The sequence below is a fragment of the Ensifer adhaerens genome (assembly GCF_013283195.1).
Lineage (GTDB): Bacteria > Pseudomonadota > Alphaproteobacteria > Rhizobiales > Rhizobiaceae > Ensifer > Ensifer adhaerens_G.
In genome coordinates this window covers 2,967,962-2,982,362 of the sequence record NZ_JABEKT010000001.1, presented here as the reverse complement: position 1 = coordinate 2,982,362, position 14,401 = coordinate 2,967,962, and the positions used below count along the sequence as shown (strand labels likewise).

Below are 14,401 nucleotides of genomic sequence, written 5' to 3'. Positions count from 1 at the left end.
GTCGAAACCCTGTATCTGTTTGTTTCTCCGTAAATCCTGGCGAAAAATCGCTGCGCGCGTCTGCCGGAATTGCTCGAGGAATGCATAGCCTTGCTCTCGCCGGAACAGGCGACGTGCACATGCACTTTGCTTCCTCAGCGTGACGATCCCGGTGGCAGACCGTTTTTCAACGCTCCCATCAAGACCTGTCGATTGATCACCGGATACGGCGATCAATCTATCCTCCCTGCTGTCACTTTTGCGATTGCAGCCTTGATGGTCGCCCGGACATCGAAGGTGTGGCCGCCTTGGGTGGGCGGGTTGATCTTCTGTTTCTTCGCAGGCCCCGCGGGACCACATCATATGTTGGGCTCCGGGTGCACGCTCCCGGAGCCCTTCGTTGGATTTACGGCTGCAGATTGACGGTCAGCCTTGCGATTTCGCCATTGAAAGCAAAGGGCACCTGATAATCCGTTTCTTCTACGCCTGTGCGGGTATCGACGCCGACATCGAAAGTCTCATCCCAAGGCATGAGCGCTGGAATCGTGTGCGGTATTTTCGCATTCGCAACCTCCTTGCCGTCGACCTTCAGGACGCCAGTGCCGCCCTTGCCCATGCCGGGACCATCAGATTTGAAATCGAAGACCAGTGTGTGCTTGCCCGATGAAAGGGTGTCCTGACCCTGCCAACGGAAGCGCTCCATGTTGACGAAATTATACAGAAACACGGGCTTGCCCTTGAGCAGATAGAACCCGTATCCACCGAAGCGGCCCCCTGTGGTGACGAGCATACCTTCGCCGCCGTCTTCAGGAACGGTTATCTCTGCGGTGATCGTATAGGACTTGTTGATGACGTTTGGCGCATTGCTCGTCGGGATACCTGACATCAAGCCGCCGTAACTGAACTCCGTCCGCCCGGCAGTGGCGCTCGGTCGTGGCGTCGTAAGGCGCTCCAGGATTGAGTTGTCCAATGGGAAGACGTCGTATTTTGCCGCTTCCATCAGAAACAGCTCCTGCATCTGATGCAACTTTTCCGGCATTTTTGCTGCAAGGTCGTTGTTCTGCGAATAATCCTCCGTGAGGTTGTACAGTTCCCATTTGTAGCCATCGACGACGTCGGGCATCGCGGTCGTGCCCATCAACCAGGGTGCTGCAGGCGGCGTCGTGCAAGCATACCAGCCATCGCTGTAGATCCCGCGATTGCCGAACATTTCAAAGTATTGGGTTTTGCGGGCAGATGGCGCCTGGGCATTGTCCCAGCTATAGGCCATGCTGACGCCTTCGATCGGTTTTTGCGCAACGCCATCGACCATCACCGGCGCTGGAATGCCCGTCGCTTCGAGGATGGTCGGAACGATATCGATCATGTGGTGGAACTGAGTGCGAACGCCACCGGCCTGCTTGATCCGTGCCGGCCAGGACATCGCCATGCCCTGACGCGTGCCGCCGAAGTGCGAGGCAACCTGCTTTGTCCACTTGAACGGCGTGTCAAAGGCCCATGACCACGCCACCGACATATGCGGATAGGTCTGGTTCGAGCCCCAGCTATCAAAGAACTTCATCTGAGCCGCAACCGGCATCTGCATGCCTTCGATTGTGATAAGCTCGTTTGGCGTTCCGAGCACGCTTCCCTCGGCGCTGGTTCCGTTGTCACCCTCGATATAGATGACCAGGGTATTGTCGAGTTTTCCAAGGTCATCGACGGCCTGGATCACCCGTCCGATCTCGTGGTCCGAGTAGGCCACGTAGGCAGCATACACCTCGGCCTGGTGGGCAAACAGCTTCTTGCTTTCTGCGTCGAGAGAATCCCATGTCGGCAGGCTATCTGGCCATTCGGTTAGCTGCGTGTTGGCGGGAATGACGCCAAGTTTCTTCTGATTGGCGAAGATCTGCTCGCGCAACTCGTTCCAACCCATGTCAAATTTGCCCTTGAACTTGTCGATCCATTCCTTCGTGGGATGATGGGGGGCATGGGTGGCGCCGGGCACGTAGTAGACGAAGAACGGCTTGTCAGGTGCTGTCGCATTTAGTTGCTTGATATGATCAATCGCGTTGTCGGCTGTGTCCGTTACGAGATTGTACCCGGGCTTGCCGGTCCAGGGAAAAATCTGGGTCGTGTTCTGAAACAGGTACGGCTCCCACTGATTGGTATCTCCTCCCATGAAGCCGTAGAAATAGTCGAAGCCCATTCCCGTCGGCCATTGATCGAACGGACCAGCGGTGCTGTATTGAAAAGCGGGGGTGTTGTGGTTCTTTCCGAACCAGGACGTGGCGTAGCCGTTCTGCTTCAGGATCTTGCCGATCGTCGCGTTCTCGATACCGATGATCGAGTCATATCCGGGATAACCGGTCGCCTGCTCAGAGATGACGCCGAAGCCCGCCGAATGATGATTACGGCCGGTGATCAGCGCGGCGCGCGATGGGGAACAGAGCGCGGTGGAGTGGAACTGGGTAAAGCGCAAGCCGGCGTTTGCAACACGGTCCAACGCTGGCGTCGGTATGACGCCTCCGAAGGTGCCTGCAACACCGTAGCCGGCGTCGTCCGTCATGATCAGCAGGATATTTGGAGCGCCCTTTGGGGGCACGATCTGTGCTGGCCAATAGGGCTTGGAGGTCTTCGCGTCGAGACCGATTTCTCCACCGAAGGCCGCTGGCGGGTTCGGCAAGTATCGGCCGTCGATCGTCGTTGTTGCACTGGGCGAGCCAGGCACGCCAGTGGTTTCCTGCGCATTGGCGTTGAAATTCGGAGTTGCCGTCAAACTCAAGGTAGCAAGAAACAGCGTTCCAAGTCTTAACATTGTCGCTTCTCCTCTGCTGAAACAGAGAGAATTACAGAATGCTAAAATTAGACAAGGATGTAACCGTTACGATGGGGCTTCGAAGGCGGGAAGGGCAACGCCGTGCTGTTGCGCGTGGCCTTGTTTCGCTGGGATACCGCACGATCTCCATCAATGCGCCTGCGCCGCTCCGCCGGTTCGTCGGATGAGATAAGGCTTCAGGGCGGCGCGAACCGCGCCGCCGAGCCGTGCGCCAAGAGTCAGGCTTCCGACGGCGCGAGTGTCACACGCTCCTTTCGGAAGCACCGTGTGAAGAACACCCTGTCGGGTGCCGAACCGATGGCTTTGGCGATCACGGCCGTCGCAACGATCGCAAAGACCAGCCGGCCGAAGAAGACACTCGCAAAATCGGCGCCGAGTGCGACAACGAGCAAAGTGTCCTCTATCAGACTGTGGGTAAAGCCCATGAAGACGCAGGCGAGGAAGACCTGTCGCGGCGCGACGCTCGCCGCGCGTGCCTCGCGGATCAAAAGCGCGCCGCCATAGGAAATGCCAAGGAGCACGCCGACGGCGGCGAAGGGCACCGTCTGCTGCTGGATGCCGGCTAGCCGAAACAGTGGCGCCATGCCCCGGTTCAGCCAGCCGAGGATGCCGACCATCTTGAGGATCTCGATCAGCCAGCTGAGCGCCAGCAGCACGACGAGCATGGTGCCGAGCGTCTTCAGCGTGCTCACGACGAAACCGATCCAGTCGGCGCTCTGGCTTACCGGTATCCATGTTGGCTGCAGCGGGGTGGAGAGCCAGCCGGTCGCGGCGAAGAGTTGGTGGAGCAGTGCCGCGAAGATCAGGCCGCCGCCTACGCGAAGCGCTGCGGTGACCACGAAGCTCGGGCCGGCCTTCTGGATGATCCGCTGCTCGATCGGAATGGCGTGCGCCACCAGCAGCAGCGCCGAAAGCACGGTCATGTCGGCGGTGGTCAGCTCTGACACCGGCACGAGAGTGAAGACGACCACCACCGCGCCCCAGATCCCCACCAAAAGTCCCGTCAGCCAGGCAAAGGCAAGCTCGGGCGGCAGGCCGACGAGGGTCATCAGCGGCTCGAAGGCCGGCGCAACGGCGCGGATCACGCCAAGCTCCTGCAGGACATGCGTTGCGACGGTAACGGGCACGATGATGCGCACGAGGTCCCAATAGACTTCAAGCGTATCCAGCGTCTTTCGATAGAGGATGATGTGAAAGGTCATGGCGATGTCTCCCTGGTTGTCCTCCAAGGACTAACGCGAGGTCGTTCGCAGTTGTGGTCAAAATATGCGAGTTTGTGCAATAAAATTGCATGCGACGACAAAGGGGAATGAAATGGACCGGATCGACAAGAAGCTGCTCACACTGCTGCAGCAGGACGCGTCGCGAACCAATGCCGATCTTGCGGCCGAAGTCGGGCTCTCGCCATCGAGCTGCCTGCGTCGCATCCGGCGGTTGAACGCGGCTGGTGTCATCGAACGCGTCGTCGCGGTCCTCAATCCGGCCAAGGCCGGGAGGTCGGTGAAGGCGATCATTACCGTGGAGCTCGAGCGCCACGGCGAACAATATGTGCGCCGGTTCCTCGACATGGCCGCCAAGGAACCGGCCGTCACCCAGGCCTACAGCGTCAGCGGCGCGACCGACGCGCTGCTGATGCTGCGGCTGAAGGACATGGAGGAGCTCGATGCCCTGACCGAGCGGCTCTTTCGCGAGGAGAGCAACGTTGCCCGGTACTACACGACATTCGTCATTCGCACGGGCAAGGACACGACGGAGATACCGATCTGATGCGTGACGGCCGGGCGGCTTCGCCGACCGCAAACCCGATGCAAAGGGGACGCGTAGGAAGCGCCGGGGCGATCTACCCCGGCGCACAAGGACGGCGTTGCCGCCGGCGTCATTTGACCGCGGCATTGCCCCCATCGGCATAGAGCGCGGAGCCGGCGACGAAGCTTGCCATCGGGCTTGCCAGAAACAGCGCCGCCCGTGCGATCTCGTCGGGCTGGGCGATACGCTTCATGGCATGCAGGCCGGCGGCCCATTCCTTCTGCTCCCTGCTGCCGCCCATCGGCGTGTCGACACCGCCTGGCAGAAGAGCATTGGCGCGGATGCCGCTGGCGCCATAGTCGGCGGTTATGCCCTTGACCAGCCCCATCAGTCCTGCCTTGGAAGCGCCGTAGGCGGCCATGCCGGGAATGCCGACGCTGGTGCCGACGAAGGTGGAAGTGAAGACCAGCGCGCCGCCGCCGCGCGCGAGCATCGCCGGGATCTGGTGGCGGGCGCCGAGGAAGGCGGAGGTGAGGTTGGCGGTCAGCACCTCCTGCCATTCCGCGGCCGTTATCGCCGCAAGCGGCCTGACCGCGCCGACGGCGCCGGCATTGTTGATGGCGATGTCGAGACCGCCAAACCGGGTGACGGCGGCGTCGACCAGCCGGGCATGCGTGTCTTCATCGGCAACGTCGCCGCTGACGGCGATCGCTTCACCGCCTTCGGCACGGATCGCCTCGACCACGGCTGTGAGCGGCGCCTCGGCGCGGGCATTCACAATCAGCTTCGCGCCCTCGGCGGCGAAAAGCTCCGCGACCGCACGGCCGATACCCGACGAGGCGCCGGTGACGATGACGATCTTGTTCAGCAACATGGACATGGACTTGCTCCTCTTGGTTGAGGGCCCTGGCGTATCGGCGGCAAGGAGCAGCGCCCACCCGATTTCCGATCGTTGCAAAGGAAAGACGGGGGTCGTCGAGGATTTGAGCAGCCGGGAGGTACTGAACACCGCGCGGCGCGGAAAGCCGCGTCGGGGCCCGGCCGCTGCCACGATCCCATGTTGCCGTGCGCGCTTGAAAGCTCGGCGTGGCGATGAAGCGGCTCAAGCACTCTCATGCCAGGGCCGACGGTTGATGACCTTCAGCGGAAGACGAAAAACCAGACAGCGAAGGCCAGTATCCAAATCAGGACATAGTAGAACGCTTGCCCCTCGACCATGGCGAGATCCCCGTTCGGCTCCATTTTAGCATTGATGCAAGCAAAGGGTAGCTTTAGCGCCCGTCCAGGAGCGCACTGAAGGTTTTGAGATCGATATTGCCGCCGCTGAGCAGAATGCCGACCCGCTTTCCGCTACAGGCGATTGCGCCATGCAAGACGGCCGCGGCCGCCAGGCAACCGGTCGGCTCCACGATCATCTTCATGCGCTCGGAAAAGAACCGCATCGTCTCGACCAGTTGGGCATCGGTGACCGTGACGATATCATCGACCGTATTTTTCAGGATGGCGAAGTTGTGGTCGCCGACATGCGTGACGAGCGCGCCATCGGCGATGGACTTCGGCACCGGGATCTTGACCACTTCGCCCTTTTGCAAGGATTGCTGGCCGTCATTGCCTGCCTCGGGCTCGACACCGACAATGGTGCAAGTGGGCGAAAGCGCCCGGGCGCTGAGCGCGCTGCCGGCAAGCAGACCACCGCCGCCTAGGGGAACGACGAGCAAGTCGATCTCCCCGACCTCCTCGATCAGCTCCAGCGCCGCGGTGCCTTGTCCGGCGATAACGTCCGGATGGTCATAGGGAGGGATCAGGGCCGCACCCTGTTCGCGTGCAAGGCGCTCGCTTATTTCCACGCGATCTTCCGTGTACCGATCATAAAAGACGATCCGGGCCCCGTAGCCCTTCGTCGCCGACACTTTTATCTCCGGTGCGTCGCGCGGCATCACCACCGTTGCCGCAACCCCCTGGAGCCCGGCGGCATAGGCAAGTGCCTGGGCGTGGTTGCCGGAGGAGAAGGCGACCACGCCATTCTTCCGCGAGAGCGTGTCCAGCGCCGCGATGGCATTGTAAGCGCCGCGGAACTTGAAAGCGCCCGCACGCTGCAGAGGCTCCGCCTTGAAAAAAAGCGCTGCTCCGGTTCGGGCGTTGGCAGTCCGCGATGTCAAGACGGGCGTGCGGTGCGCTACGCCAGAGATGCGTTCTCGTGCGGTCTGGACATCGTGGAAGGTCGGGATATGCAACAAGGCGGATGCCGGTGCAGGATTGATCAAGGGAGCCTCCGTTGCGCGCTCGGTGGACCCGGGCGAGGAAGATTTGTTCAAGGCACGACAATGCACTATCGCGCGCGTGTTTGCACGAGCAAGGTCGAGCGGTCATCGGTGACGGTCGCTGCGTGATCGCCGGCCCCAGGCTGCGTGTGGCTCAGGCTCTCCGGCTCCGCGATTTTCAATCGGTGGGAGTGGTGGCATAGTCGCGCTTGCGGGGCAGCATCGAGCCGGCCGCGTCGGGCGCGCCCAGATCCTGGGTTCCAGGTGCATTCAGGCGAGGGAGGGGAACGAGATGCTGAAAACCTACACCGGCAGTTGCCATTGCGGCGCGGTTTGCATCGAGGCGGATATCGACATCAGCGCCGGCACGGGCAAGTGCAACTGCACGCTCTGCACCAAGATGCGGCTCTGGTCGGTAGAGGTCAGGCCGGAGGCCTTTCGCCTTGTTGCCGGCGAGGAGGCGCTGACGGATTATCGCGGCCGCAATCCGGTCGCCCACCACTTCTTTTGCCACCATTGCGGCGTGCGTCCGTTCGAGCGCATCGAGATGCCGAACATGACGGGGCACATCTACTACAACATCAACGTGGCGTGCCTCGATGGCGTCGATATCGACGAACTGGTCGCAGCACCCGTCACCTACTTCGACGGGCTGAACGACGATTGGGGCTCGACACCATCAGAGGTGCGGCATCTCTGAGCGTTGCGGCTGCTTGAGCCTGCCTGCGTGAGCGCTTTTGCGCGCTTCCTGCTCTGTCCGTCTGTTTCCACGCAATTCCCGACGCAAGACCGCTTCGCGCCGTTTCTGCAACTGCCCTAGCGCCCGGGCTGCTCCAATGCGGCCAGCGTCTTCAGCGCCGCCAGTGTTTCCCGGAGCGCCCGATCAAGGCGTTTGTCGCGGCGAAGCACGAGGGCGAAGCGGCGCGAGAGTGGCGGCGACAGCGGGCGTACGACCAGCCGCTCCCGATCGGTGGCGCGGAGCGCGATTTCCGGAACGAGTGCCGCGCCGAGGCCAACGGCGACCATTTCCTTGATCGCATCGACACTGCCGAGCGCCATGACCGGTTTGACCGTTGTGCCGCCGGAAGCAAGCCATTCATCGGTGATCCGGCGCGTATTGGCACCTGGCTCGTAAAGGATCAGCGGTCGCTGCGCCAGGGTCTCGGGTGTAACGGTGTCGGGCAGGGCGGTTTCCGCCGGGGCGATGGCGACGAAGCGTTCGTCGAACAGCGGCGTGATCTCGAAGATGCGGCCGGCGACCGGCAGGCTGACCAGCCCGATGTCGAGCAGGTTGTCATCGACGGCCCTGACGATGTCGGCGCTGTTGCCCGTCGTCACGGTGATATCGAGGTCGGGAAAGCGGCGCTTGAGATCGGCGAGAAGGGGCGGCAGCAGGAAGGCGCAAGGGGTGGCGCCGGTGCCGAGCCGCACGCGGCCGAGAACGCCCTTGGCATGGCGCGCCACCGCTTCGACGGCCTGGCTCGTCGCCGCCTCGATGCGGCCGGCATGCGCCAGCAATTCCTCGCCCGCCGCACTTGGTCTCGCCGTGCGGCCGACGCGCTCGACCAGGCGCACGCCGAGTTGTCTTTCCAGCGCCCGTACCTGCAGGCTGATCGCCGGTTGCGTCAGCCCCAGGCGCTCTGCGGCGGCAGAAAAACTGCCGAGCTCGGCGACCAACGCGAAGGTTTTGAGATAGTCGAGGTTGAGGGCGCTCATATCAAAGTTTCTCTTATGCGTTGGATATGAATGCTAATCTTCATTTATGGAATGTCGAGGCGCAGACTGCGGTCATGATTGGCAACAGAACACGGGTGTTCGACATGATCCGGGAACTTGGGCTCTACCTCGCCGCTTCGCCGCGCTCGCGGTACTGGCAGTTGCAGCAGTTGCGTGAACTGGACGCGGAACGTCTTGATGACCTTGGCATCACGCCTGCCGAGGCGCGGCACGGAAGGTGCTCAGAGCGCGCGCCGGCCTCCTCGCGGCCGGTTGCGGTTACGGTACGGCATGCGGAGGCGGCACGGGCGGGGGCGATGTAGGCGGCAAAGCATCGGAGATCGCCTCGTCGACCGGTCGGCGACGCAAACGCTGCGCCCTCAGAGACCGTGCGCTACCGACAAGCCGTGGAGCTCGATCTCGCCGGCGGCAAGCACGGCGCCGCCGTAGATCCACAGCGGATTTCCCACGCATTCCACGCGCCCGCCCGTCACGACGATGCCGTCGCCGTCGTCACAGGCGACGATCGGCCGTGCCGTATGCATGCTGTAGCGCAGGAGTGCGGGCAGGTAGGCGGCTTCGTCGCTCAGATGCGGGAAGAACTCGAACTGCACGAGATCAAGCGCGTCGCCATCGGTGATGTCCTCCGGTTTTCGTCCGACAAACAGGGCGTCCGTTGCGATCGTCGGGGCCATGAGAATGGCGCCGGCGCTGACGCCGACCAGGATGCCGCCGGCGAGGGCCCAATTGCGGAGCCGCTCGAGCATGCCGCCTCGCTTCAGCCGCTCGAGAAATTCGCAGGTATGTCCACCCGCAAGATGAATGGCGTCACAGGCGAAGAGTGCGGCGATCTCCTCCTCGGCGTGCGGTTCGTCGAGATCGAAGAACAGCGGCAGATCAAGGTCGGACCGGTCATAATACGACTGAGCGTTCATGAAGAAGTAGCGATCCGGCTCCGGGCCGGATGCCACATAGGCAAGCCGATTTCCGGTTCCTTGCGCCTTCAGCAATTCGACAAGTCTGCGATCGATTGCAGAGCAGTCGGGGAAAATCTGATCGCTGTAGAGGATGAGGTTGAGCAACTTGGCCTCTTGCGTCGCTGTGCCGTCCGATTTGCGCCAATTCACCGTCGCGCTGTGCAGTGAGCTTTGTCGATCAAGAGGGGAGCCGTGGTCAAGTTCGGTCCGCGATGAGCGAGATGGTGTGAGCAGGATTGTAGGTTCGTGCGCTTGTGCCGGTAAAGTTGCCATGCAGTCCGGCGTCATGTAGCGGACACCACAAGAAAGCCATTGACGGTCTTGAACAATCGCAGCGTGTTCAAGCTGCCGCGGTGTTGCGCAATTCCGATGACGACCTCGATGTCCTGTGAGTGCCTATGATTTTTACAGTTATCATGTTGGTGGCGCTCGCCATTCCCTTTTTGCTCGCCATAACCGTCATTGTCCTTGTCTTTCGCGGGTTGCGCTACCTCTGGCGGCGGACGCGGCCTGACCAGATCATTCGGCGCGGTCTCATTGTCGCTGTTGGACTGGCGGCGATCGCATTGCCGTTTGTTGCCAACAAGGTTGGGGAGCGAAACCATTTGCTCGGGCGCGTCCCTGAGCCACTCGAAGTCGCGGAGATCGAATATCGCCTGGAGGAATTGTTCGGTGTGGGTTTCATGCCCGCGACAATGAAACCGGTTTCGTTGTCTATCGGCTGACGGACAAGAGCGCATCCTGGGCACGAGAACAGGGAAGCCGGCTCGGCGAGACGCTTTCTGGCGCAGAACGAACTTGGCGCGCAACACCCGTCGACGACAGGATCGACGAATGGCATCCCTACGACGACGAACCGGGGATGATCGAAGTGGAGCTTCCTGCGCGCCATCCGCCGAACCTGGAGGAATACCTGGAAAAATACGGCTTTTCGATCCCGATTGAAAAAGGGCGGACAGACGAGGCCAACAAGGCGATCCAGTCCGGTGGATCGTTTTATTCCTACGGAGGGGGCGGCAGCGTCACGATCGTCGATCCCGCTCGCGGCAAAGTCTACTTCGCCTACGCGGGGTAGCGGTGCACGACCATACTAGGCGGCCGCCGACACACGGCGGCCATAGCGCCAGACGCCGAGCCAGCTGAAGCCATGGATGGCAAGAGCAAGGGACAGCCAGAGAACATTGGTGATGAGATCGTTGCCGGACGAACCCGCGGCCACTGACAGGAACTTCGTGAAGCTGGTGTAGGACGCAAAGAGCGCCCAAACCCCGGCAAGCCAGCTGAACGGCCGCCAGAGTGCGAGTGGAGGGACGTTCAGATTGAAGGCGTGGGCAACGAGGCCAATTGTCGTGCCGAGCGCCATGACCATGCTCGCGGAAATCACGATCCAGCCGAGGGACGTCAGGCCGACCAAAGCGTCGATCGCGACCAGATAGCCGACGAAGACCAGGCCGAAAGCAAAGGCCAGGCTATAGAGAACTGCAAAGATCTTCCACATCGCGAATCACACCCACAGGCTGCAAAATGCCATTGTCGGTGGTGCAGTGCGTCTTGTCCATTGGCTGGTGCGCGCAAGTGCCTCAATCGGCACTCAGCGCCACAGCCGGCTGCAGGCGCGAGGCGTTGCGGGCGGGGAGGAAGCCGAAGACGAGGCCCGTCAGGAAGGCGCAGGCAAACGCAAGCGCCACGGGTCCGAGCGTGAAGGCGACGGGCATGCCGAACTGGCCGGCGAGCGCGCCGACGCCGAGGCCGAGCAGGACGCCGAGCGTGCCGCCGATCGCCGAGACCACCAGCGCCTCGATGATGAACTGCAGGAGGATGTCGCGCTGGCGCGCGCCGGTTGCCATGCGCACGCCAATCTCGCGGGTGCGCTCGCTGACCGAGACGAGCATGATGTTCATCACGCCGATGCCGCCGACCAAGAGCGAGATGGCGGCGACCGAGCCGAGAAACAGCTTCATCGTGTTGGAGGTCTCGGTGAAGGCCTCGCGCACCGACGACATGTTGGTGATCTGGGTGTCTTCGCGCTTGTGGCGCTGGTTCAGGAGCGCCTGGATGGTCTGCTGCGTGATGTCGATCGCGGCGGCGTCTTTCACCTGTACGGTGATGGTGCGCACGTTGCGCTGGCCGAAGAGGCGCATGCTGCCCGTCGTCAGCGGCACGAGCACGACGTCGTCCTGGTCGTTGCCGAAGGAGGTGGCACCCATTTCTGCCATCACGCCGATGACCTGGAAGGGGATCTTGTTGACCAGCACATATTGCCCGAGCGGGTTGTCGCCATCGGGGAACAGCGTCTTGACCACCGTCTGGCCAAGGACCGCCACCGGCGCATAGGTGTCCATGTCGTCCTGGGTCAGGAATTCGCCCTGCTGCATCTTCCAGGATTTGGCGGTGGTGAACTGCGGCACCGTGCCGTTGGCGCTGGTTTGGTAGTCGACATTGCCACGCCGGACCGTGACGTTGCTGGTCAGCTCGGGCACGGCGAAGGCGACGTTCGGCACTTCGAGAATGGCGTCGGCATCGGCCGGCACAAGGGTGACGTTGCTGCCGCCGGCGCTGCCGCGGAAATTCGCCATGCTCGGCCTGACCACAAGCAGGTCGGAGCCCATGGAGGAAATGCGGTTGAGCACGGAATCCTGCGCCCCGGTGCCGATCGCCAGCATGGCGACCACCGAGCCGACGCCGATAACGATACCGAGCAACGTCAGGACGGTGCGGAAGAGATTGGCACGCAGCGCCCGAAACGCCATCTTGACGGCCTCGGTGACATCGGCGATCGCCGCCGAGCCTTCGCTCGCCGTCTGGCTCAGCGCCCGCGCGGCCTCGGGGTTGGCGCGGCCCTTCTTGGTGCGGTCGGCGACGATGCGGCCGTCATGGATCTCGATGAGGCGATCTGCCTGTTCGGCGACCTCGCGCGAGTGCGTGATGACGATGACCGTGTGGCCCTTGTCGTTCATGTCGCGCAGCAGCGCCATGACGTCGGAGCCGCTCTGGCTGTCGAGCGCGCCGGTCGGCTCGTCGGCCAGCACCACGCGGCCGCCGTTCATCAGCGCCCGGGCGATCGACACGCGCTGCTGCTGGCCGCCGGAAAGCTGGTTGGGGCGATGGTCGAGCCGTTCGCCGAGCTTCAGCTGGTGCAGAAGCGCTTCGGCGCGGTCGTGGCGGTCGCGCGCCGACATGCCGGCATAGACGGCGGGCACCTCGACGTTTTCCTGGGCACTCGCGGTCGGAATGAGATTGTAGCTCTGGAAGACGAAGCCGAAGGTGCGGCGCCTAAGCGCCGCCAGCTCGTCGGTGTCGAAGCCCGACACCCGCTCGCCGTCGATGAGATAATCGCCCTCCGTCGGCTGGTCGAGGCAGCCGAGGATGTTCATCAGCGTCGACTTGCCCGAACCGGACTGGCCGATGATCGCGACGAACTCGCCGGCCTCGATGTCGAGCGAGACGCCGTGCAGCACTTCGACGGCGAGATCGCCGTTGAAATAGGTCTTGCTGACGTGCCGGAGCGAGAGGAGCGGGGTCATGGCGAACTCTTGAATTGGCCTTTAGAACATCGGCGGCATGCGCATGCCGCGCTGGCCGCCGCGGCTGCCTGCTGCCGGGGTGTCGGAGCCGGTAGCGACGACGACGGTATCGCCTTCGTTCAAGCCGCTTTTGATCTCGGCATTGACGCGGTTGCGGATGCCGACCTCGACGGCGCGGGTTTCAAGCGCGCCGGAGGCGGTGACGACAGTCACCTCGGCGCTACCGCCGGCAGCGCCGGCGCTACCGCCGGAAGCGCCGGCCTTGCCGCCGGCAGCGCCTGCGTTGCCGCCACGTTTTCCGCCAGCTTGGCCCGTGCCTTTTTCACCGCTCATCCGCAATGCCGCACTCGGCACCACCAGCACGTCCTTGGCCGCGGACTGGACGAAGAACACCTGGGCGCTCATCGACATCATCAGCTCGCCTTCAGGATTGGGCACGTCGAAGAGGGCGTAATAGAGCACGACGTTGTTTGCCGTGTCCGGCATCGGCTGGATCTGGCGCAGCTTGCCCTCGAAACGCTTGCCCGGCTGGCCGAGCAGGGTGAAATAGGCATCCATGCCGACCTTGAGCTTGCCGACATCGGCCTCCGACACCTGCGCCTTGACGGTCATGGTGGAGAGATCGGCGATGGTGACGATGGTCGGCGTCGTCTGGTTGGCGTTGAGCGTCTGGCCTTCCTTGGCCGGGTTGGCGACGATGGTGCCGCCCATGGGGGCAAAGATCTTGGTGTAGCCGAGATCGACCTTGTCGCCGGCAAGCGTCGCCTGCTGCTTGCGGATCTGCGCTTCGATGGCGTTGACGTCGGCTTCGGCCGCGGCAAGATCGGCGATCGCCTGGTCGAGCGTCGACTGGGCGATGCTTTTAGCAACCACCAGGTTGCGCTGGCGGTCGATATTGGCCTGCTTCAAGACGAGCTGAGCCTTCTTCGAGATCAGCTGCGCTTGCAGATTGGCAAGCTCGGCCTGGTCGATCTCGATCCGGTTTTCGATGGTCGCGGGGTCGATTTCGGCAACGAGCTGGTTCTGTTCGACCTTGTCGCCGATATCGACGTGCAGGGCCTTCAGCTGGCCGGAGACCTGGGCGCCGGCATCAACCGACTTGATCGCGTCAAGGGTGCCGACGGCGGTCACGCTGTTTTCGATATCGCCGCGCGCGACGACCTCTGTGACCATGGCAGTGGTGGTCGGGTTCGTCGCATAGCGCGTCCAGCCGTAATAGCCGGCACCGACGACGGCAAGCACGACGGGAACCCAGAGCCAGGTGCGCGAGCGGCGCTTGCGCCTGATGGGGGCTACGCCAGGAATGAAGGTGACGTTGGGCGTCGCGTCGTCGCGCTGCGTGCTCTCGGTGCGTGCCGTCTTGCCTGTCTTGTTCATGCC

At 62.7% G+C, this 14,401-nt stretch carries 14 protein-coding genes; 5 read left to right on the top strand and 9 right to left on the bottom strand.

Annotation, left to right across the window (positions count from 1 at the left end; translation table 11 throughout):
- Positions 1-385 precede the first annotated feature (385 nt).
- Both LPJGGPFB_RS14245 and LPJGGPFB_RS14240 read right to left on the bottom strand, forming a co-directional pair.
- Positions 386-2,776: an arylsulfatase gene (locus tag LPJGGPFB_RS14245; RefSeq protein WP_173420495.1), complete on the bottom strand. Its 2,391-nt coding sequence runs from the start codon at positions 2,774-2,776 to the stop codon at positions 386-388.
- A 239-nt stretch (positions 2,777-3,015) separates the two neighbouring features.
- Complete coding sequence (locus LPJGGPFB_RS14240) at positions 3,016-3,999, bottom strand: nucleoside recognition domain-containing protein (RefSeq protein WP_173420494.1); 984 nt, start codon at positions 3,997-3,999, stop codon at positions 3,016-3,018.
- A gap of 112 nt (positions 4,000-4,111) precedes the next feature.
- On the opposite strand from LPJGGPFB_RS14240, the gene LPJGGPFB_RS14235 reads away from it, so the two are divergent.
- The gene (locus LPJGGPFB_RS14235) at positions 4,112-4,564 is read left to right on the top strand and encodes an Lrp/AsnC family transcriptional regulator (protein WP_173420493.1); all 453 of its coding nucleotides are present in this window, start codon (positions 4,112-4,114) and stop codon (positions 4,562-4,564) included.
- Positions 4,565-4,673: 109 nt separating this feature from the next.
- On the opposite strand, the gene LPJGGPFB_RS14230 is transcribed toward LPJGGPFB_RS14235, so the two are convergent.
- Positions 4,674-5,423 carry an SDR family oxidoreductase gene (locus tag LPJGGPFB_RS14230; RefSeq protein ID WP_173420492.1) on the bottom strand — a complete coding sequence of 250 codons (750 nt, stop codon included), beginning with the start codon at positions 5,421-5,423 and terminating at the stop codon, positions 4,674-4,676.
- Between the two features lie 391 nt (positions 5,424-5,814).
- Positions 5,815-6,807, bottom strand: a complete 993-nt coding sequence (locus tag LPJGGPFB_RS14225) for a threo-3-hydroxy-L-aspartate ammonia-lyase (RefSeq protein WP_210264395.1) — start codon at positions 6,805-6,807, stop codon at positions 5,815-5,817.
- A gap of 289 nt (positions 6,808-7,096) precedes the next feature.
- Between LPJGGPFB_RS14225 and LPJGGPFB_RS14220 the strand changes: the two genes are divergently transcribed.
- Positions 7,097-7,504: a GFA family protein gene (locus tag LPJGGPFB_RS14220; RefSeq protein ID WP_173420491.1), complete on the top strand. Its 408-nt coding sequence runs from the start codon at positions 7,097-7,099 to the stop codon at positions 7,502-7,504.
- 116 nt (positions 7,505-7,620) lie between these two features.
- On the opposite strand, the gene LPJGGPFB_RS14215 is transcribed toward LPJGGPFB_RS14220, so the two are convergent.
- Positions 7,621-8,520, bottom strand: coding sequence for a LysR family transcriptional regulator (locus tag LPJGGPFB_RS14215; RefSeq protein WP_173420490.1), 900 nt, complete (start codon positions 8,518-8,520; stop codon positions 7,621-7,623).
- 74 nt (positions 8,521-8,594) lie between these two features.
- Here LPJGGPFB_RS14215 and LPJGGPFB_RS14210 point away from each other — a divergent pair, with 74 nt between their 5' ends.
- Positions 8,595-8,843 (top strand): YjiS-like domain-containing protein, encoded by a 249-nt coding sequence (locus LPJGGPFB_RS14210; protein WP_173420489.1) that lies wholly within the window; start codon positions 8,595-8,597, stop codon positions 8,841-8,843.
- A 57-nt stretch (positions 8,844-8,900) separates the two neighbouring features.
- On the opposite strand, the gene LPJGGPFB_RS14205 is transcribed toward LPJGGPFB_RS14210, so the two are convergent.
- The gene (locus tag LPJGGPFB_RS14205; protein WP_234902815.1) at positions 8,901-9,602 is read right to left on the bottom strand and encodes a Type 1 glutamine amidotransferase-like domain-containing protein; all 702 of its coding nucleotides are present in this window, start codon (positions 9,600-9,602) and stop codon (positions 8,901-8,903) included.
- A gap of 311 nt (positions 9,603-9,913) precedes the next feature.
- On the opposite strand from LPJGGPFB_RS14205, the gene LPJGGPFB_RS33070 reads away from it, so the two are divergent.
- Positions 9,914-10,222 carry a hypothetical protein gene (locus LPJGGPFB_RS33070; RefSeq protein WP_234902814.1) on the top strand — a complete coding sequence of 103 codons (309 nt, stop codon included), beginning with the start codon at positions 9,914-9,916 and terminating at the stop codon, positions 10,220-10,222.
- Positions 10,223-10,359: 137 nt separating this feature from the next.
- The gene (locus LPJGGPFB_RS33065) at positions 10,360-10,572 is read left to right on the top strand and encodes a hypothetical protein (protein ID WP_234902813.1); all 213 of its coding nucleotides are present in this window, start codon (positions 10,360-10,362) and stop codon (positions 10,570-10,572) included.
- Between the two features lie 15 nt (positions 10,573-10,587).
- On the opposite strand, the gene LPJGGPFB_RS14195 is transcribed toward LPJGGPFB_RS33065, so the two are convergent.
- The 3 genes from LPJGGPFB_RS14195 to LPJGGPFB_RS14185 form a co-directional block, all read right to left on the bottom strand.
- Positions 10,588-10,995 (bottom strand): hypothetical protein, encoded by a 408-nt coding sequence (locus tag LPJGGPFB_RS14195; RefSeq protein ID WP_173420487.1) that lies wholly within the window; start codon positions 10,993-10,995, stop codon positions 10,588-10,590.
- An 82-nt stretch (positions 10,996-11,077) separates the two neighbouring features.
- Positions 11,078-13,021, bottom strand: a complete 1,944-nt coding sequence (locus tag LPJGGPFB_RS14190; RefSeq protein WP_173420486.1) for a MacB family efflux pump subunit — start codon at positions 13,019-13,021, stop codon at positions 11,078-11,080.
- 21 nt (positions 13,022-13,042) lie between these two features.
- Positions 13,043-14,398, bottom strand: a complete 1,356-nt coding sequence (locus tag LPJGGPFB_RS14185; protein ID WP_173420485.1) for an efflux RND transporter periplasmic adaptor subunit — start codon at positions 14,396-14,398, stop codon at positions 13,043-13,045.
- Positions 14,399-14,401 lie beyond the last annotated feature (3 nt).

Coding starts and splice junctions, on each gene's coding strand:
- LPJGGPFB_RS14245 (WP_173420495.1), bottom strand. CDS start 2,776: ATGTTAAGACTTGGAACGCTGTTTCTTGCTACCTTGAGTTTGACGGCA.
- LPJGGPFB_RS14240 (WP_173420494.1), bottom strand. CDS start 3,999: ATGACCTTTCACATCATCCTCTATCGAAAGACGCTGGATACGCTTGAA.
- LPJGGPFB_RS14235 (WP_173420493.1), top strand. CDS start 4,112: ATGGACCGGATCGACAAGAAGCTGCTCACACTGCTGCAGCAGGACGCG.
- LPJGGPFB_RS14230 (WP_173420492.1), bottom strand. CDS start 5,423: ATGTCCATGTTGCTGAACAAGATCGTCATCGTCACCGGCGCCTCGTCG.
- LPJGGPFB_RS14220 (WP_173420491.1), top strand. CDS start 7,097: ATGCTGAAAACCTACACCGGCAGTTGCCATTGCGGCGCGGTTTGCATC.
- LPJGGPFB_RS14215 (WP_173420490.1), bottom strand. CDS start 8,520: ATGAGCGCCCTCAACCTCGACTATCTCAAAACCTTCGCGTTGGTCGCC.
- LPJGGPFB_RS14210 (WP_173420489.1), top strand. CDS start 8,595: ATGATTGGCAACAGAACACGGGTGTTCGACATGATCCGGGAACTTGGG.
- LPJGGPFB_RS33070 (WP_234902814.1), top strand. CDS start 9,914: ATGTTGGTGGCGCTCGCCATTCCCTTTTTGCTCGCCATAACCGTCATT.
- LPJGGPFB_RS33065 (WP_234902813.1), top strand. CDS start 10,360: ATGATCGAAGTGGAGCTTCCTGCGCGCCATCCGCCGAACCTGGAGGAA.
- LPJGGPFB_RS14195 (WP_173420487.1), bottom strand. CDS start 10,995: ATGTGGAAGATCTTTGCAGTTCTCTATAGCCTGGCCTTTGCTTTCGGC.
- LPJGGPFB_RS14190 (WP_173420486.1), bottom strand. CDS start 13,021: ATGACCCCGCTCCTCTCGCTCCGGCACGTCAGCAAGACCTATTTCAAC.
- LPJGGPFB_RS14185 (WP_173420485.1), bottom strand. CDS start 14,398: ATGAACAAGACAGGCAAGACGGCACGCACCGAGAGCACGCAGCGCGAC.